This is a genomic window from Rouxiella sp. WC2420 (genome assembly GCF_041200025.1).
GTDB lineage: Bacteria > Pseudomonadota > Gammaproteobacteria > Enterobacterales > Enterobacteriaceae > Rouxiella.
In genome coordinates, this window is the sequence record NZ_CP165628.1 from 1,911,497 (window position 1) to 1,930,306 (window position 18,810).

The following is an 18,810-nucleotide window of genomic DNA, read 5'->3' on the forward strand; positions in this document are numbered from 1 at the left end:
TGAAAGTAGGGCATTATTGACGATTATTCGTCGTCTTCATCGCCATAATACTTAACGCCGAGCTTAATCAGCGGACGGCCTTGCTCCTTGCGGTGCAGGTTGGTATCACGCAGTGAATAAACGCAACCGCAATATTCTTGCTGGTAAAAGTGCTCACGTTTACTGATTTCGACCATGCGCGCCGCACCGCCTTTTTTCCGCCAGTTGTAATCCCAATACACCATGCCGGGATAAGGCGCAGCAGAGCGCTCTCCGCAACCATTGATCTGCTTCATGTCTTTCCAGCGCGAAATACCCAGCGAGCTGGAAATAGCGGTGTAACCGTGCTCAAAGGCATAGAGTGCGGTGCGTTCGAAGCGCATATCAAAGCACATCGTGCAGCGGATACCGCGCTCTGGCTCTTTTTCCATCCCGCGTGCTCGTTCGAACCAATTATCGGTGTCGTAATCTGCATCAATAAAGGGAATATTGTGCTGTTCGGCAAAGCGAATATTTTCTTCTTTGCGCAGCAGATATTCTTTCTGCGGGTGAATATTGGGATTGTAGAAAAAAATGGCGTATTCGATGCCGGAAGCTTGAATGGCCTCCATGACCTCTCCAGAACAGGGCGCGCAGCAGGAATGCAGCAACAATTTACTGTGGCCGGGAGGAAGCGAAAGTTTTTCACGAATAAGTTCGGTCATTAGTTGGCCTGTTGGTTCACGTTACCAGGGTAATGATAGGGAATGAAATTTCCTTGTCAAAAAAACAGCGGATCTATGCCATTGAAACTTCGGTGCTATGATGTTGTTAAGGGCGGGAAACAAACCCGCGTTTTATCAAAGTAAGGACGCAGCAATGCAAATAATGAGACCGCATCATATCCGCTGGTTGAGCCTGTTGATTATTATGGGGGGGCTTATCCTGGTTCTGCCGCTCCATCTTTTGGGATGTCTTATTTCCGGTTTTATCGTTTATGAACTGGTTAATGGGCTGACGCCTTATTTTCAAAAAATTATTCGCGGCGATCGTGCCCGCTGGTTGGTAGTGGCGCTTATCAGCACCATTGTGGTCAGCCTGCTCATATTGGCAGTGATGGGGATTGTGACCTATCTGCTGCACGATGTGCGCAACCCTGAAGTATTTAATAACAAGGTTAGCCAACTGTTAAGTGACGCGCAGAGTCGGCTGTCACCGGTGATGCTGCACTATCTGCCAGCCAATCTTGAGGAACTGCAGCGCGAGTTTATTCAATGGATGCGCGAAAACGTGACTATGCTGCAAACGGCGGGTAAAAATGCGGCTCACACATTTTTAACCATGCTAGTGGGGATGATCCTCGGGGCGATTATTTCACTCCAACACAGTGGGGGAGAGGATCAACACGCGCCGCTGAAAAATGATTTGGTACAGCGCATGCGTTTGCTCAGCCAGTCATTTCGCAACGTGGTGTTCGCACAGTTTCAGATATCACTGATTAATACTGTGCTGTCTGCGGTGTTCCTGTTTGGCGTGCTGCCGCTGTTTGGCATCCACCTGCCGCTGTCAAAAACGCTGGTGGTCTTTACCTTTGTCTGTGGCCTGCTGCCGGTAGTGGGTAACCTTATTTCCAACACGGTGATTTGCATCGTGGGGCTTTCATTATCACTATGGGTTGGCGCTATCGTACTGGCTTACTTGATTATTATTCACAAAGTTGAATATTTTCTTAACGCGCGAATTGTCGGCACCAGCATCAATGCCAAGTCCTGGGAAGTATTGCTGGCGATGCTGATTTTCGAATCGGCTTTCGGTCTGCCGGGCGTAGTGGCGGCGCCGATTTACTACGCTTATTTGAAAAGTGAATTGAAAGCCGCAAGGCTGATTTAATCCCCACTCGCCGAGCGTTGCCTATAATGTCTGGTGCCATGGTCGAGTCTGCTCGTTGCATAGCACTTAACCATAAATCCTGAAAAAAACAGGTTTAGGCAAGTACTCGCGAGGATCGTTATAACGATATTCCTTTATTTCCCTGCATACTTTACCTCGGTGGCGTTCTGGTGAGCGCTGCCCGTAATACTTTCGTTTACCCCTCAGGAGAAAAACAGATGACTCTTAACGTCCGAGGTTTTGCCGCCCAGTCCGCAGAGACTCCGCTGGCACCCCATAACTTTGTCCGCCGCGACCCACGCGATAATGATGTTGTTATCGACATTAAATACTGCGGCGTTTGTCACTCAGACATCCATCAGGCACGTAACGAATGGCATCAGAGCGTTTATCCGCTGGTTCCTGGCCACGAAATTATTGGCCACGTGACGCACGTAGGCTCTAAAGTCACTCAATTCAAAGTCGGCGATTCCGTCGGTGTGGGGTGTATGGTTGACTCCTGTCAGCATTGCGAAAACTGCGAAGCCGATCTCGAGCAGTATTGCCTTGAAGGCGCAACCATGACTTACAACACCCCGGACCGTCATGACCATATGATGACCTACGGCGGTTATTCCGAGCAGATCGTAGTATCCGAGAACTTTGTTCTGCGCGTACCAGAAGCTCTGGATTTCAAAGCAGCGGCACCTCTGCTGTGTGCGGGTATCACGACCTACTCTCCTTTGAAGCATTGGGGCGTTAAAGCGGGCCACAAAGTTGCTATCGTTGGTTTAGGTGGTTTGGGTCACATGGGCCTGAAATTTGCTCATGCGATGGGCGCAGACGTGACTCTCTTCACGCGTTCAGCGGGCAAAGAGCAAGAAGCACGTCGCCTGGGAGCTAACCACGTGGTGCTGTCCACTGATGAAAAACAAATGGCAGAAGTAAAAGGCCACTTTGACTTTATCCTCGACACCGTTCCACATCAGCACGACCTGAACCCATACCTTGATACCCTCAAGCGTGATGGTGTGCACATCCTGGTTGGCCTGATTGAGCCAGTAGAGCCTGCGGTTCATGCCGGTAAACTTATCATGGGTCGCAAAAGCCTGGTGGGTTCACTGATTGGCGGTATTGCTGAGACTCAGGAAATGCTCGATTTCTGTGCCGAGCACAACATTGGTTGTGACGTAGAGATGATCAAGATGGATGAGATCAACGAAGCCTACACTCGTATGCTGAACAGCGACGTTAAGTACCGTTTCGTTATCGATATGGAGTCTCTCAAAAAGGCATAACCCTAACAGGTTAAACATTTTTGAGATTTCAAGCGCCTGTCTGACGCATTTGACAGGCGCTTTGCTGTTAAATTTCAGCTTTCCCCGCGTTGCCGACTTCTCGCCTTGTTGTCTCAGTGGTATTCTTCTGCTTTCGCCGAGCGAAGGAAAATCAGTGGCCAAGAATTTTGATGAACTAATCAGAGATATCGATCTGATTATTGAACATGTTGACAGTCTGAAAAACCTGCCACCGCGTGAACAGCAGACCCCACAGAAGCCACCCGCCGAGAAGCTGGCATATGATTCGTTCTCAGAAATCTATGCGCTCAAGGCGGTAATGAGGGCGTTTATTTCTTCTGTTGATACCATCGTAAAAGTGCAAATTGCTCACAAGGTCGAGCAGGACATCGGACATCTTGAAAATCGGGTACGCTCAATCGGTGGCGACAGCGCAAAGGCTGAAGATCTGGAACAGATAACCGCCTATGTGCGACACGCGGTGTCGGAGATAATGGAATAGGTTTTGTGTAGCAACTTCCTGACGCTGAATGCTTTTCTCACCTTTTTAAGACAGAGAAAAGCATTCAGCGTTTTTTAATTTCATTTTTTCATAACACTTTTTACAGCAACTTATTTGAAAACAGGGACATAACTGGTGATTTATCAAGCTAAGTGCTGGTTAGTTCGACGATTTAGGGTGATTGCTACCAGTTACTGTCAAAAAGAGTTGCTATTAGTGAGCAGTCATGAGTAAATAGCTCTCGGCCTGTGGTACAGACCTATTTATGCACGACATCCTGAGTAAAGTGGTTCAAATTTAATGCGTTATCCTTGATAACACTGATCTGACGAATTTCCTTCTTAGTGCCTCCATAAGTAACGACTGAAATCCGGCTATAACATGCCCATGGTGGCAAAATTTATATTTAAAAGGTAATTCGCATGTCAAATTTGATGAAAGGTCAAGTTAAGTGGTTCAACGAGTCTAAAGGCTTTGGCTTCATCACTCCTGCAGACGGCAGCAAAGATGTATTCGTACATTTCTCTGCAATCCAGGATCAAGGTTTCAAGACCCTGGCTGAAGGCCAGAACGTACAGTTCTCTATCGAGAACGGTGCTAAAGGTCCGTCAGCGGCTAACGTTACCGCTATCTAATCTCTCTTATTCGCTGTTTACAGCGTGTAAAGAAGATTACTAAAACCCGCTAAGGCGGGTTTTTTATTGCCTGTAATTTCTCGTTTTTAATTTATTCCTCGCCAATTTTTGCTCTTCGTCATCTTTTGACCCTCGTGTACTAGAATAAAATACAATAAAGCCCCAGCAGACGCTGTAAACGCTCATCAGGATGTAAAGACATGAAGGTTGACGATCTGGTTACAGTTAAAACTGACGGCGGCCCACGCCGTGAAGGCAAGGTTCTGGCCGTTGAGGCATTCTATGAAGGGGTAATGTATCTGGTGGCGCTGGAGGAGTATCCAGCCGGTATCTGGTTCTTTAATGAGACACAGAGTAAGGATGGGACTTTCGTGGAGCCAAGAGAGGCTCTCTAAGAGTGCGGCAATAACTTGTGCTTAACGGGCGAAAGCTCCCACTGGTGTATTAATCCCTACAGTGGGAGCCGTTAAAAACACTCAACTGACATATATTCCCTCGGTCAATGAATCACTCAATCGTACAACATGATAAATAATGTGTTTGTTCTGAGTTTTGATTTTTCTTTTGATGCTGCCCTTGTAAGACGACACTGTTTTAACCTTAATGCGCAATTTATCAGAGATTTGAATAGTGCCTTCCCCTGACATCCACATTTTAAGCATGTTTGACTCACTACGGCTAAGCACCACCGGCGAATCATCAAACAGACTGCTTCCAGAACCTGCCAGATTGTGTTGGCAAATATGATGGCTTAACAGCTGGTTGAGAGAGGTCGTTTTGATCGACTTGGAGGTAATAATCACATTCTTACGCACAAAAACGTATTCCTCAAAGTGGTTCCTGGTGCTAGACATAAAAATAACAAACAAACATTCGGGGTGTTCGCCGATAAGACTGCGTATTTTACTGCAATTTTGTGACTGCGGTGAGAGACAGGTTTCGTTGATAAAAACAAATCCAGGCTGCAGTTGCTCACAGCTAATTTTAAGTTCATCCAGGTCGTTGGGGTAGCTGATATCTCTAGTGTTGACGCCGTTCACATCCAGCGAATGAATTAAACCCAAACGAGTGAAGCGACATAAATCGAGGATTATTGTCTGCATAGTTTAGTTCCTTATGGACATCCATGTACTGCATTTGATTTTAGGTTAGAGGGATGAATGTCTTAAGACGAGTAAATATAAGCCCGTCTTGCGTATCCTTTTTGCTCTTAAAATGGACGAAATACAAAGGGAATTTTTTTAGTAAACCAGTTAACCGAGATCATATAAATTTAGCTTATGGAATTTAAAATGACGGGAAGATACCGGGGGGGACTATATCGTTACTGAACATTAACGATTGCATACACATAGGAATTTAAACCAAAATTAAACAAACTTAAAATAGTTGTTAAAAGTTAGTTACAGCGCTATCTGTTAGTTTAGTTAATAAAAATTATTCACAGATCATCTGTTCTCTCTCAACGGTGTTAATGTTAGTTAACACCGCTGAGAACCGCGCATTTAGAGCTCTTGGCGGCAGTGAGCCATAGACTCAAAAGCTTTTTCGATGTCTTTTTCTTCTGTCATCCAGTTGACCAACGCTGCGCGAATGCCGGGCTTATCATTTAAGGAGGTGGCCGTACAGCGAACAACGCCAGCCTGATCGAGCTTCTTAAGGAATTGATCCCGTTTCGCGCGCTCGTTTGGCGTATCATCCGCGCTGTCGAGAGCAAAACACACCACGTTCAGTAATACCGGCGCAAGCAGGGTAAATCCGGCCGCCTGCTCAAGTTTATCGGCCAATTTGTAAGCCAATTCAACATTACGCTCAACGATTTCTGCGATCCCACTTCGACCATACGCCTTCAGCGCCATCCACACCGGCAGCGCGCGAAAGCGCCGGGAGTTCTCTGGCGTCAAGTGCAAGTAGTTGTCTGGCCTGACACTGGGAGGTTCAAGATAAGCAGAATGATTTTGGAAAACCTGCACCTGCAAAGCTAAATGTTTTTCAAGGGTGAATTGAACCGCGCTGTCATAAGGCACATTCAGCCATTTATGAGCATCAATGGTGATGGAATCAGCCTGCTGCCAGCCATTTAGAAGCGGGGCGTAGCGAGGAGAAGCGGCGGCGATACCGCCAAAGGCCGCATCGACGTGTAGCCAGAAGCCAAATCGTTCGCGCAACTCCAGTAAAGCGGGCAGGTTGTCGAAAGCCACAGTATTGACCGTTCCTGCACTGGCCAGTACCAGCGTAGGCAAGTCGGTAGCAGCCAGCAGAGCCTGCTCGAGCGCTTTGGGGTCGATAGCTTCACTTCCAGGTAAAGTTGCCACGCTGACCAACGCATCGCGGCCAATACCCAGCATACTTAATGCTTTGATGCTGCTGGAGTGGGCCGCCGCAGAGATAACCCTGATTGGCCCCAAAGCATGCAAACCCTGCTGTGCGACGTCTACGCCACGCTGTTGCCCCAACCACTGGCGGGCGATGGCCATGCTCACAAAGTTGGCCATCGTCGCGCCACTGACGAATGAGCCACATTGATTATCCGGTAAGCCCAGCAACTGCCTGAGTTGTCCGATGGTCGCCAGTTCAATCGCCGACGACACAGAATCAAAGGTGAGTTGAGTATTCTGATCGATAGTACTGACTAACCAGTCGGCAGCCAGGGCGGCAGGCGTAGCCCCACCTGTGACGAATGCAAAATATCGCGGACCGGCGCTGGCAGAAAGCCCGGCCGAGTAGTCTTGCCAAAATTGTTCAACCGCTCGCTGTGCGCCGACGCCTTGCTCTGACAGTATCTCGTCACCGGCTTTGAGCTGTTGGTAAACTGAGGGCGCGCAAGCCGGCAGCATCGGTAATGCGTTCAAATGCGTTAATGCAGTATCACAAGCCTGTCTAAGTATTTCAGGTAAATGTTCTAAGTCATGTTGCAATAGGGGATGCATAAATAACGTCCTGATAAAGTTAGGATTAGCGGTCAGGATGACTAGAATCTACGCTAATGGATTTAAGCCGGAAGTAAAAACGACTTATTTTCATGTTGGCTGTAAAATGGAAGGCAATAAAAGCTTACAGATTCCGACCGTATTGCGTGGATCAGCATCAAATTAGATAAAGCAGCTATTAGCAGAATGCTCTTAAAATTCAATGAATCCGGCCATTAATTCGCCGCTTGTTTACCGGTTTTTGACAGATGCCGATTTTATCCGCAGCCCCCGCCAAATCTTGTTCTGACAAGCCCGGGCGCGGCGATGTTGCAAGTACTTTTTTAGCTGAATGCATTCAATTTGTGGTACTCGTAATGTGAATTTTAAGTTAGCCTTGTGGTCGTAATTTTTAACACCGACTGCATGCTTCCTTAAATGTTTGAGTTTCTCACATCGCAGGGCGCGGTCGGGTTCATACACTTGCTGAGCCAAAGGAAACCCTTCCGGCATGGAACGTAGAGCATTTATTAAAGCTTCAATGGCGTTTGCCGCCTATTGTGGTGTGCCTGCCATGGCATCACTGTTCACCGGTTCGGCTGAGGCTGCGCAGGGGAGTGTGGCCGACGGCGGTGCGTCCTCCTTCGACTTCTCCGTTTTGCAGAAAATGGCCGCGTCACTGGCGAAACAGCCTTATGGCGGCGCACCTGAGCCTTTGCCTGCCACCTTGGCGAACCTTACGCCTCAGGCTTACAACAGCATTCAATACGATCATACCCATTCTTTATGGCACGATATTCCTAACCGCCAGCTTGACGTAGAGCTGTTCCACGTTGGGATGGGCTTTAAGCGCCGAGTTAAAATGTTTGCTCTCGACGGTGATAAACACCAGGCGCGTGAGATTCATTTCCGCCCTGAATTGTTTAACTATCACGATGCCGGAGTGGACACCAAACAGCTGGAAGGTAAATCCAACCTTGGCTTCGCTGGTTTTAAAGTCAATAAAGCGCCTGAACTGACTTCGCGTGACGTGGTCTCTTTCCTCGGTGCCAGCTATTTCCGCGCTGTCGATGACACCTACCAATACGGTTTGTCAGCTCGTGGCGTCGCAGTCGATACCTTCACCAACCAACCTGAAGAGTTTCCTGATTTCGTTTCCTTCTGGTTTGAAACTCCGAAAGCTGATTCGACGACCTTTGTGGTTTATGCCCTACTGGATGGCCCAAGCGTGACCGGTGCCTATAAATTCACTATCCATTGCGAGCCGACTCGCGTGGTAATGGAAATCGATAAACACCTGCATGCCCGCAAGGACGTTAAGCAGCTCGGCATTTCACCGATGACCACCATGTTCAGCTGTGGCACCAACGAGCGCGGCCGCTGTGACACTATTCACCCGCAAATTCACGATTCCGATCGTCTGGCGATGTGGCGCGGGAACGGTGAATGGATCTGCCGACCGTTAAACAATCCTCAAAAGCTGCAATTCAACTCTTTTGCGGATGAAAATCCAAAAGGTTTCGGCCTGTTACAGCTGGATCATGACTTTAATGATTATCAGGATGTGATCGGTTGGTATAACAAACGTCCGAGCCTGTGGGTTGAGCCGAAAGGCAACTGGGGCAAAGGTTCGGTTAACCTGATGGAGATCCCGACGACCGGGGAAACACTGGATAATGTTGTTTGCTTCTGGCAGCCGGAAAAACCGATCAAGGCCGGGGATTCACTAGACTTTAGCTATCGTCTGTATTGGAGCAATGAACCGCCGGTCCGCAGCCCAATGGCAAAAGTGCTGGCAACTCGCACTGGTATGGGCGGCTTCCCGGAAGGGTGGGCGCCGGGCGAACATTATCCAACTGTGTGGGCGCGCCGCTTTGCTATCGACTTTGTTGGCGGCGAACTGAAGGCCTACGCTGACAAGGGCATCGAGCCGGTAATTAACGTGTCTTCTGGCAAGGTCAGCAGCATCGAAATTCTTTACGTTCAACCGTTTGATGGCTATCGTATTTTGTTTGACTGGACACCAACCAGCGACTCGGTTGAGCCGGTAGAGTTGCGTATGTTCCTGCGTTCGCACGATCATGCGCTGAGCGAAACTTGGCTTTACCAGTATTTCCCGCCAGCGCCGGACAAGCGTAAGTACGTAGACGACCGTCAAATGTCATAATTGAGTTTGAAACTGGAAAGTTTCGGGTTCTTTAAAGACGTTAAAATCGGCCATGGGAGAAATCTTATGGTCGATTTTATTTTTTAATTTCAAATTTTCTTTTTTAAGTTCAAGTTCTTAAATTTGAATTCAAATTCAAATTCAAATTCAAATTCATGCGCTTCGCTTACTGGGTTGCGACCCAGACACGCCCAAAGGGTATTCCAAGGCAAATACCCTTTGGAATCCCGTGCCTTTTGGTGTTGTTTACATGTACGGCACCAGTCGATGAGTTTGTTTCAGTGGCATTCGTGTATGGCGTTGGTCGCGCCGCTACGCGGTTCCTTCACTTCGTTCGAAAGCCAAAAACGTCTTTCTCTCCTCCGTTCAGCGCCGCCCTGATGCCGCCAATTTGGGCATCTTAATAAAAACCGGCAACTTGCTTTTGATGCTGCGCATGGCTTAAGTTCAAATTCTCAAATTCTCAAATTCTCAAATTTAACTTCTTGAATTCAAATTCAAATTCAAATTCAAATTCAAATTCAAATTCAAATTCAAATTCATGCGCTTTGCTTACTGGGTTGCGACCCAGACACGCCCAAAGGGTATTCCAAGGCAAATACCCTTTGGAATCCCGTGCCTTTTAGTGTTGTTTACATGTACGGCACCAGTCGATGAGTTTGTTTCAGTGGCATTCGTGTATGGCGTTGGTCACGCCGCTACGCGGTTCCTTCACTTCGTTCGAAAGCCAAAACGTCTTTCTCTCCTCCGTTCAGCGCCGCCCTGATGCCGCCAATTTGGGCATCTAAATAAAAACCGGCAACTTGCTTTTGATGCTGCGCATGGCTTAAGTTCAAATTCTCAAATTCTCAAATTCTCAAATTCTCAAATTTAACTTCTTGAATTCAAATTCAAATTCAAATTCAAATTCAAATTCAAATTCAAATTCAAATTCAAATTCAAATTCATGCGCTTCGCTTACTGGGTTGCGACCCAGACACGCCCAAAGGGTATTCCAAGGCAAATACCCTTTGGAATCCCGTGCCTTTTGGTGTTGTTTACATGTACGGCACCAGTCGATGAGTTTGTTTCAATGGCATTCGTGTATGGCGTTGGTCACGCCGCTACGCGGTTCCTTCACTTCGTTCGAAAGCCAAAAACGTCTTTCTCTCCTCCGTTCAGCGCCGCCCTGATGCCGCCAATCTCGACATCTAAATAAAAACCGGCAACTTAAAGTTAGGTCAAAAGATTTCTCTTCAAGCAAAAGACTTTTCCTCACTAAGTAATCAATACTCTTATTTATCTAAGTTAAAGAACGCATGTAAAAATTGAGAACATCACAAAACAAACTTAAAAAAATTTTGTATGAGTGATCGGTTTTTGACTGCTGTGGAGTTGCCGGTTTTTCTTGTTAGCTACTATTGGCGGCCTCAGGCCTACGCAGAGCGAGGGGAAGGGAGACGTTTTTGGCTCCCGACTGAGTGAAGGAAGCCCGAAGGGCCGTGGCCAACGCCACGCGTGGGGGTCACTGAAACGATCTCCTTTTTTTGCACTAATCTAGTCGCGAGGGATAAAACGCGGGAGTCCAGAGGGCGCGCGTTTATGCGCCTTCTGGCTGGTCTGGGCCAGCGCCCAGTAAGCGAAGCGCATGAAGTTGAACTTAAGCCGTGCGCAGCACAAAGATTTAGACCTTAAAAGTTGCCTTTAGATTCCAAATCTAAACTAACCCATGGCTGGTCTGGGCCAGCGCCCAGTAAGCGAAGCGCATGAAGTTGAACTTAAGCCCTGCGCAGCACAATGATTTAGACCTTAAAAGTTGCCTTTAGATTCCAAATCTAAACTAACCCATGGCTGGTCTGGGCCAGCGCCCAGTAAGCGAAGCGCATGAACTGCACAAAACTGAATTCGGCTCAGTCCAGCCAAAACCTCCCCCTGCATAAATTAAAAAGCTTTTGCCATTAATCCGTTTTTTACATCGTGACCCAGCTTGAGCAAGTTCTCAAAAGACTGCTCGGTTTTCTTGAGCTGTTCCATGAATTCCTGTGGCGTGAAATCATGTGCTTTGCTGCTCATATAAGCCAAGGCGAGTTCTTTGGAGTGATAGCGTTGAAAGTTATACATAAAAATCCTTAATAATCATCTAAGTAAAAGATAGCTTACAACGTGCTTACTTATGCAACTTACTATCTAGCGGTCAATGGGCTTATTTTCACGGATTATGCTTATAAGGTAAAAGCGTTTTCATTGATAGATTTGATAGCTGAAATTAAGCAAACTTTAGCTATTTAAATAAATAGTAAGGAATCAGTGGGCAAATAAATGAATAAAACCAGGAGATAGTTAATATATTGTTAATATTGATCTGGAAATGTTGATCCAAGTATTAAGTTAATTAGTTGAGAGAGGTTGCTATTACAAACTGTTGATACAAATGAAATAACTGCATTGATTAAAAATGCGATATCTAAAAAAGTGTAATGAGTTTAATACCATGCGGGACTAAGCTTAAAGGCAGGATATTTAGCAAGACCGATTTACCTATCATAAAAATTCCACTACTGAGGTGTTAATTATGAGTAAATTTATCTTCTCGTCTCCGCGTAAGTATGTTCAAGGCCGTGGTGTGCTCGACGATCTTGGCGATTATTTACCTGCGTTAGGCGGTAAATCTCTGTTGATTGCCGATGAAATGGTCTGGAGTATTGTTGGTAGCCGTGTCAAAGCCTCGCTGGACAAGGCCAACGTTGATTTTCATTATCAGCAGTTCAAAGGCGAAGCCTCAACCAATGAAATTAATCGATTGATAGAACTGGCGCGCAAAGAAGGTACCAAAGTGGTGGTCGGGATCGGCGGTGGCAAAACTCTCGATACCGCCAAGGCGATAGCCGATGAGCTAAAACAAAACGTTGCTATCGTGCCAACTGCGGCTTCAACCGATGCTCCTTGCAGCGCACTTTCAGTGATTTACACCGACGACGGCATTTTTGACACTTACCGCTTCTACGATAAAAACCCCGATTTAGTGCTGGTAGATACCCAAGTCTGCGCCCAGGCTCCTGTGAGGTTATTTGCTTCCGGGATCGCCGACGGTTTGGCAACTTTCGTTGAAGCTCAGGCCGTGCTGCGCTCGCACTCATCTTCCATGGTAGGGGGTTCGCCTACCATTGCGGGTATCGCTATTGCTGAAGCCTGTGAAAAAACCCTGCTGACCTACGGCTACAGTGCCTATACTGCCGTTGAACAGAAATTGGTAACGCCAGCGGTCGAAGCCGTGGTCGAGGCGAATACTCTGCTTTCAGGACTCGGCTTTGAAAATGCCGGACTCGCAGGCGCACACGCCATCCATAACGGTTTTACGGCTATAAAAGGTGACGTACACCATCTCACCCACGGGGAAAAAGTTGCCTATGGCACCTTGACGCAAATGGTTCTTGAGCAGCGCCCTGATGAAGAAATTGCCAAATACGTTCGCTTCTATCGCTCGATTAATATGCCGACTACCTTGAAAGAAATGCATCTCGAAAAAGAAAGCTACGAAAATCTGGTCAAGGTCGGGGCATTGGCGGGCGGTGAGGGGGATACGTTAGGGAACCTGAATCCTAATCTTTCGGCAGAAGACGTGGCTAACGCGATTTTAGCGGTAGATGCGTTTAGTAAAACAGTGAAGTAATTTTACTCGCAAGTCGCCCGCTATTGCCGGGCGACTATCTGAACAACTTGAACATTATTTTTGCAGTGCTTGCCACAGCAGAGGCAACGCCAAAGGAAGCTGTGAAATCAGATAAAGTATCAGTCCAATGCCTGCACCCACCAGCGTACCGTTGATACGGATAAACTGTAGATCTTTGCCGATATTTAACTCTATCTGCCGCGACATGTCCTTTTCATCCCAACTCTTTACCGTATCGCTAATATGGCGAGTCAGGAATTGAGCAAAGTCGGGGGCCATTTTTTCTGCCAGCACTTCCATTTGCTGATTCAACGAACTGCGCAGCGCCGGATCTTTACTTAGCGAATTACCTAGCCACAATCCCGCCTCGGCAACGCGTGCGTGCAGCCTTGAATCTTCACTATCCAGATCCTGCTTGATCCAGTTACGCAGATCGCTCCACAGCTCGACAATATATTGGCTGAGTTTGGGATCGTTTTTCAGATAGCTTTTAATTTCTTCGGCTCGGAAGGCCATTTGCGGATCATTTTGCAGACGGGCTATAAACTTCTCCAGTATGCGGTCAAAACTTTGGCGGAAAGCATGACCGCGATCGCTGCCTATATCGTCCAGTAAAGAATTAACTGCATTCGATACCATCGACGCACCGTTTTCACCTAACCATTCTGTCGGCAGCATTTTCGATTTAATTGGATGCTCGCGTTTGACCCAGCGAATAATCTGAGTCGCGATAAATTGACGGCTAGCAGGCTGGTCGAGCAAAACAATCAACTTTTGCATAGCCTGATCCAGTAATGCCTGATGGCGGCCATCTTTGGTCAGGCTTTCAAGCAAAGCGGCGACAGATTTAGTCAGGTCAACCTTATCAATTGCGGCATACAGAGCATCTTTAACCCATTGCTGAATACGCTTATCGTCAGTGATATCCAGAAAGTTTCGCATAAAGCTGAGCAGATAACTGCCGAACTGTTTTGTATTATCCTCCGAGGTCAGCCATTTACCAATAAACTGCGCCGGATCGTGCTGGCGTATAAGGCGAACCAGCGAGCCTGGATCGAGAAACTTTTCCTGCACGAAGATGGCCAGATTATCGGCAATCTTATTTTTGTTTTTTGGGATAATAGCGGTATGCGCCGCGACAAAGGGAATAGGTACACGCTTAAATAACGCGACTACCGCAAACCAGTCAGCCAGTGCCCCAACCATCGCCGCTTCACTGATGGCTTTGACGCCGTTGATCCATAGGTTTTGCGGCAAGAATAGGGTGACAACAAACAGTGCTGCGGCAATTAACAGCAGCAACAGCGCATTGCGTTTACTTCTTCTGAGTTCATTTTCTTTGTTCATTACAGAAGTTTAGGACGATGTTCACACCTCTGTCAGCTTTTTTACTCGCCAGCCACTTAATGAAAGTGAGAATTAGTCTTGATCTCATTATCGCGGCCATTAAACTGCGTCCAGTTCAAATAAATCGAGAAAATCCCCATGGAGCTTTTACGCGTCGTTTTCAAACAATATCGCTGGCCGTTTATTGGCGTAATTGTATTAAGTCTGGCCAGCGCTGCGCTAGGTATTGGCCTGATTGCCTTCATTAACATCAAGCTGATTGAAACTTCTCATGCTTCTATGGCGGTGCTTCCCCAGTTTCTCGGATTCTTATTATTGTTAATGGCCGTCACGCTGGGTTCTCAGTTGGCATTAACGACGCTCGGTCACCATTTTGTTTATCAACTGCGCGGGCAGTTTATTAAACGAATTATGGATACTGATATTGAACGCATTGAGCAAATTGGTAATGCGCAGCTGCTCGCGAGCCTGAGCAGCGATATTCGCAATATTACTTTAGCCTTTGTTCGCCTACCTGAATTACTGCAGGGTATTATTCTTACTCTCGGCTGCGCAGCGTATCTTGGCTGGCTGGCACCTAAAATGCTGGCAGTGACTGTGGTGTGGCTAGTCATCACTATCTTTGTCAGTTTTAAACTGGTGGCGCGCGTCTATAATCACCTTAATCATGTTCGTGAAGCTGAAGACCGGCTGCAAAAGGATTACGAGACGGTGATTCAGGGGCGAAAAGAGCTGGCTCTGAATCGTCAGCGCGCGAAGCAAATTTATCAAGATGACTATCAGCGTAATGCAGCGGAATATCGCAAGCACGTCATTGGCGCAGACACTTTCCATTTAAGTGCGGTTAACTGGTCAAATATCATGATGCTCGGTGCGATCGGCATGGTGTTTTACATGGCAAATTCGCTGGGATGGTCAGATAACGCTGTCGCCGCGACCTTCTCGCTTACGCTGCTGTTTCTTCGCACGCCGCTGCTACAGGCCGTGGGGGCTCTGCCTACTTTACTCAGCGCTCAAGTGGCATTCAGAAAGCTGAAAACGCTGCGCCTGGCTGAATATCAGGCCGATTTTTCTCTCCCGATGCCGAATCGCAAATGGCAGCAGCTTGAACTTCGTGACCTGTGTTTTGCCTATGAAGGGCAGGGATTCGGCATTGGGCCAGTTAACTTGACCATTAAACGCGGTGAAATGATTTTTCTGATTGGTGGCAATGGCAGCGGTAAATCGACACTGGCGCTGTTACTTACCGGGCTTTTCACACCTAAATCAGGGCAAATCCTGCTTGATGGAGTAGCTGTAGATGTCAGCAGTCGCGAAAATTATCGCCAACTCTTTTCAGCGGTATTTACCGATTTCCACCTGTTTGGCCAGATGATCGGTCCTGACGGTCAGGCGCCTGATAGCAGGTTAGTTGATGAATGGCTGCAGCAGCTCAAAATGTCTGAAAAGCTTAAAATCGAAAATAACAGGATTGCCAATTTGCAACTCTCGCAGGGGCAACAAAAACGCGTGGCGCTCCTGTTGGCGGCTGCCGAAGGTCGAGATTTCCTGCTGCTCGATGAATGGGCGGCCGATCAGGATCCGCAGTTTCGTCGCGTATTTTATCGCGATCTGTTGCCGCGCCTTTCGGCATTGGGAAAGACGGTACTGGCTATTAGTCATGACGATCATTATTTTCAGCATGCCGACCGCCTGCTCGAGATGCGCGATGGACACCTGCATGAGTTAACCGGTAAAGACAGAGATCAGGCTTCCCGCGATGCCGTGGCAGCCATTAACTGATCGACGTAGTGAATTGAGCGAGAACGGGAGCGAAAACCCTCCTGTTATTATTTTTTAATGTGATTTCGTTTTTTAAGACTTACCTTACATAGCATCGCACCCAGTAACAGTTTAAGATTTACTTTAGTTAGTCATGCTTTCTTTCCAGAAAAATAAGACGCATTTTCGACACATGAAACTTTGGGTAATCCACTTTATGCAAAAGATTTTCCGGGCACCGTTCTACGTTGCTCTGTTATTGGCGTTGATGTTTTCCCCACTGCTGGCGAGCGCCGCTGCTGATTCTTCGCCGGATCAGGAGCAAGCAACCGCGGACAGCCAGCCAATCGATGCGCCTGCTGCATTGGCGTCGCTACAAAAGCGGCTCGATACTATCAAGCAACAAGTCTCTAACGTTAAGACCAGCAAGTTACTTGATGGTCTTAACGATGATGCAATAAAATTGGCCGCCGATGCCGACACATTAGGAACGGCATTACAGCCACTGCGTGCGCAGGTTCAGGCCAAGCTCGATGTACTAGGCCCTGCGCCTGCTGCGGGAGCATTGCCTGAAACGCCTCAGGTGATTAAGCAGCGAAAAGATTTTAATGCCAACAAAGCCACACTGGATAACCAGATCCAGCAGGCGGGAAGTATTAAAGCCAGCGCCAACAACCTGTCTGCGCAAATTGTCGGGTTGCGCCGCGACCTGCTGAAAACCCAGCTGGCGCTGAATACCGGAAGTATTTTTGGCCCGACATTCTGGTCTGCTTTAACCTCTCCGTCTGATGACGATCAAGAGCGTTTTGGTGAGTTCAGGCAGCAGATTAAAGATGCCTGGCACCTCGCGTGGCAGCCTGAATGGCGCATTGGCACCGGACTGCTGTTGATCAGTGCGCTGCTGCTGGGCGTGTTTGGCGGTCGGGTGCTTGATGGCCCGTTGGCCTGGCTAACGCCGCGCTGGCTACCGGTTGGTCGCCTGCGTCGCAGCTTCTTTGCCTTTGCTACGGCGATGATCAGTATTATGGCCCTCGGCGGCGCGGCTAAGCTTTTCTCACTGGCCTTTACTCGCATGCCAGACGTCAGCGACTGGGTGCATGAGACTGGCGACCTAATCGTCAAGCTGTCTATTTTCTCCGCGCTGATCGTTGGCCTTGGCCGTGCGCTGCTATCACTGGCGCACCCTAGCTGGCGCTTGCCGGGCATTGCCGATCCGGTGGCGAAAACGCTGGATAGCTTTCCGAAAATGCTGTCTGCTTTTATCCTGATTTTTGGCTTTATCGAACAAACTAATAGTGTGGTCGGTACCAGCGTCGCGGTAACCTTGTTTGGTAACGGGCTTTCGGCTTTGCTGGTGGCATTCAGTGCCGGTTTTGCGCCAATGCGCGTCAACCGTCTGCGTCGCAAGCTGCTGGCAAAAGGTGAGCAACCGGAAGCGCGTTCTACCCTCGCGGGCCTCCTGCATCTGGCGACTAGCCTGGTGGCGTTGGCGATATTTATCGCTCTGGTGATTGGTTATGTGCCGCTGGCACGATTCCTGACCTATGAACTGCTGTGGATTGGTACGGTCATTGCTTGCCTGTATATCCTGATGCATCTGGCCATCGACCTCAGCGAAAGTCTGTTTTCCCCATCGACTACCACCGGAAAACTGCTTAAACATTCACTGAGCGTCAGCGATCGTCATCTTTCGCTGGCCGCAACACTGGTTTCGGCGGTGGCTAAAACCATGCTGCTGCTGATTGCGATCACCTTGCTGCTGGGCGGTAATTTCGGCACCACCACGCCGCTGGAGATTTTCAGTAAATTAGTCGATGTCTGGGGAGGGAAGGGGCTCGAACACCTGAACATTATCCCTGGTCACATGGTCAATGCGCTCATCTTCCTGATCGTCGGTTTCTATGTGTTGCGTTCTGCCAAGCGCTGGCTGGACGTTGATTTCCTGCCGAAAACCAATATGGATACCGGCATGCGCGCCTCACTGGTGACCCTGTTTGCCAACGTGGGTCTGGTGTTGGTTATCCTGGTTACGCTTTCGGTGCTGGGGATTGAATGGAACCGGCTGGCGTGGATTGTCAGTGCATTGTCGGTGGGTATCGGTTTTGGTTTGCAGGAGATAGTGAAGAACTTTATCTCGGGGCTGATCCTGCTTACCGAGCGCCCGGTAAAAGTGGGCGATTTAGTCAGTATTGGTGGAGTAGAAGGGGATATTCGCCGCATCAACGTCAGAGCAACCGAGCTGCAACTGGGCGACCGCTCGACGGTTATCGTGCCAAACTCGCAGTTCATTTCGCAAAACGTGCGTAACGCCACCATGGGTAACGCGCAGGGTGTGGCAACTATCGCGCTGACTTTCCCGTTGGATATCGATCCAGAAGCGGTGCGTAATATTCTGCTTGAAGCTTATCAGTCGCACGAGTCGATTCAAGACTCGCCACCGCCGTCGGTAACGTTTAGTCAATTAGGGCCGGACGGCATTGTGTTGAGTGTCACCGGTTACGTCAGCAGCCCTCGCGTTGTCAGTAAAACCAAGAGCGACTTGCTGTACGAAATCCTTAAAAAGCTGCGCGTAGCAGGCGTCTCGCTCGGCCGTACTCAGACTATGATTTTGGCCAAGCAGGATAGAAATCTGGTGGCGGCAACTCAGGAAGAGGAGCCAAACAGCTAATCTTTCTGCAGACTTGATACTTTCCCCGCGTTAACAGCGGGGAAAGA

Annotated in this window: 15 protein-coding genes; 10 read left to right on the forward strand and 5 right to left on the reverse strand. The window is 48.2% G+C overall.

The features are described from left to right. Positions 1-23 precede the first annotated feature (23 nt). Entirely contained in the window at positions 24-683 is a 660-nt protein-coding gene (locus AB3G37_RS08890) for an epoxyqueuosine reductase QueH (protein WP_369790381.1), read from the reverse strand. Between the two features lie 154 nt (positions 684-837). Here AB3G37_RS08890 and AB3G37_RS08895 point away from each other — a divergent pair, with 154 nt between their 5' ends. The 5 genes from AB3G37_RS08895 to dsrB all read left to right on the forward strand — a co-directional run bounded on the left by AB3G37_RS08895 (position 838) and on the right by dsrB (position 4,657). Further along, positions 838-1,848, forward strand: a complete 1,011-nt coding sequence (locus tag AB3G37_RS08895) for an AI-2E family transporter (protein WP_009635144.1) — start codon at positions 838-840, stop codon at positions 1,846-1,848. Between the two features lie 218 nt (positions 1,849-2,066). Further along, positions 2,067-3,125, forward strand: a complete 1,059-nt coding sequence (locus AB3G37_RS08900) for an NAD(P)-dependent alcohol dehydrogenase (RefSeq protein WP_009635143.1) — start codon at positions 2,067-2,069, stop codon at positions 3,123-3,125. Between the two features lie 154 nt (positions 3,126-3,279). Beyond that, positions 3,280-3,627: a hypothetical protein gene (locus AB3G37_RS08905; protein WP_009635142.1), complete on the forward strand. Its 348-nt coding sequence runs from the start codon at positions 3,280-3,282 to the stop codon at positions 3,625-3,627. A 422-nt stretch (positions 3,628-4,049) separates the two neighbouring features. Then, positions 4,050-4,262, forward strand: coding sequence for a transcription antiterminator/RNA stability regulator CspE (gene cspE, locus AB3G37_RS08910; RefSeq protein WP_009635141.1), 213 nt, complete (start codon positions 4,050-4,052; stop codon positions 4,260-4,262). Between the two features lie 200 nt (positions 4,263-4,462). Then, complete coding sequence (dsrB, locus tag AB3G37_RS08915) at positions 4,463-4,657, forward strand: protein DsrB (RefSeq protein WP_369790382.1); 195 nt, start codon at positions 4,463-4,465, stop codon at positions 4,655-4,657. A gap of 81 nt (positions 4,658-4,738) precedes the next feature. On the opposite strand, the gene rcsA is transcribed toward dsrB, so the two are convergent. Both rcsA and AB3G37_RS08925 read right to left on the reverse strand, forming a co-directional pair. Then, complete coding sequence (gene rcsA / locus AB3G37_RS08920) at positions 4,739-5,365, reverse strand: transcriptional regulator RcsA (protein WP_009635139.1); 627 nt, start codon at positions 5,363-5,365, stop codon at positions 4,739-4,741. 402 nt (positions 5,366-5,767) lie between these two features. Next, positions 5,768-7,192: an aspartate aminotransferase family protein gene (locus AB3G37_RS08925; protein WP_369790383.1), complete on the reverse strand. Its 1,425-nt coding sequence runs from the start codon at positions 7,190-7,192 to the stop codon at positions 5,768-5,770. Between the two features lie 490 nt (positions 7,193-7,682). Between AB3G37_RS08925 and AB3G37_RS08930 the strand changes: the two genes are divergently transcribed. Together AB3G37_RS08930 and AB3G37_RS08935 are read left to right on the forward strand one after the other, a co-directional pair. Continuing rightward, a complete protein-coding gene (locus AB3G37_RS08930) occupies positions 7,683-9,338 on the forward strand; it encodes a glucan biosynthesis protein D (RefSeq protein WP_009635137.1) in 1,656 nt (551 codons plus the stop codon). A 653-nt stretch (positions 9,339-9,991) separates the two neighbouring features. Then, positions 9,992-10,126, forward strand: a complete 135-nt coding sequence (locus AB3G37_RS08935; protein WP_369790384.1) for a hypothetical protein — start codon at positions 9,992-9,994, stop codon at positions 10,124-10,126. Between the two features lie 1,132 nt (positions 10,127-11,258). Here the strand turns inward: AB3G37_RS08935 and AB3G37_RS08940 are convergent. Next, positions 11,259-11,438 (reverse strand): hypothetical protein, encoded by a 180-nt coding sequence (locus AB3G37_RS08940; RefSeq protein ID WP_009635136.1) that lies wholly within the window; start codon positions 11,436-11,438, stop codon positions 11,259-11,261. A gap of 451 nt (positions 11,439-11,889) precedes the next feature. Here AB3G37_RS08940 and AB3G37_RS08945 point away from each other — a divergent pair, with 451 nt between their 5' ends. After that, a complete protein-coding gene (locus tag AB3G37_RS08945) occupies positions 11,890-12,987 on the forward strand; it encodes a glycerol dehydrogenase (protein ID WP_369790385.1) in 1,098 nt (365 codons plus the stop codon). Positions 12,988-13,041: 54 nt separating this feature from the next. Here AB3G37_RS08945 and AB3G37_RS08950 read toward each other — a convergent pair whose 3' ends face one another. Continuing rightward, positions 13,042-14,334, reverse strand: a complete 1,293-nt coding sequence (locus AB3G37_RS08950) for a DUF445 domain-containing protein (RefSeq protein ID WP_369790386.1) — start codon at positions 14,332-14,334, stop codon at positions 13,042-13,044. A gap of 138 nt (positions 14,335-14,472) precedes the next feature. Here AB3G37_RS08950 and AB3G37_RS08955 point away from each other — a divergent pair, with 138 nt between their 5' ends. Together AB3G37_RS08955 and AB3G37_RS08960 are read left to right on the forward strand one after the other, a co-directional pair. Beyond that, on the forward strand, positions 14,473-16,116 hold the full coding sequence (locus tag AB3G37_RS08955; protein WP_369790387.1) for a multidrug ABC transporter permease/ATP-binding protein: 1,644 nt from the start codon (positions 14,473-14,475) through the stop codon (positions 16,114-16,116). Between the two features lie 196 nt (positions 16,117-16,312). Next, positions 16,313-18,763, forward strand: a complete 2,451-nt coding sequence (locus AB3G37_RS08960) for a DUF3772 domain-containing protein (RefSeq protein WP_369790388.1) — start codon at positions 16,313-16,315, stop codon at positions 18,761-18,763. Positions 18,764-18,810 lie beyond the last annotated feature (47 nt).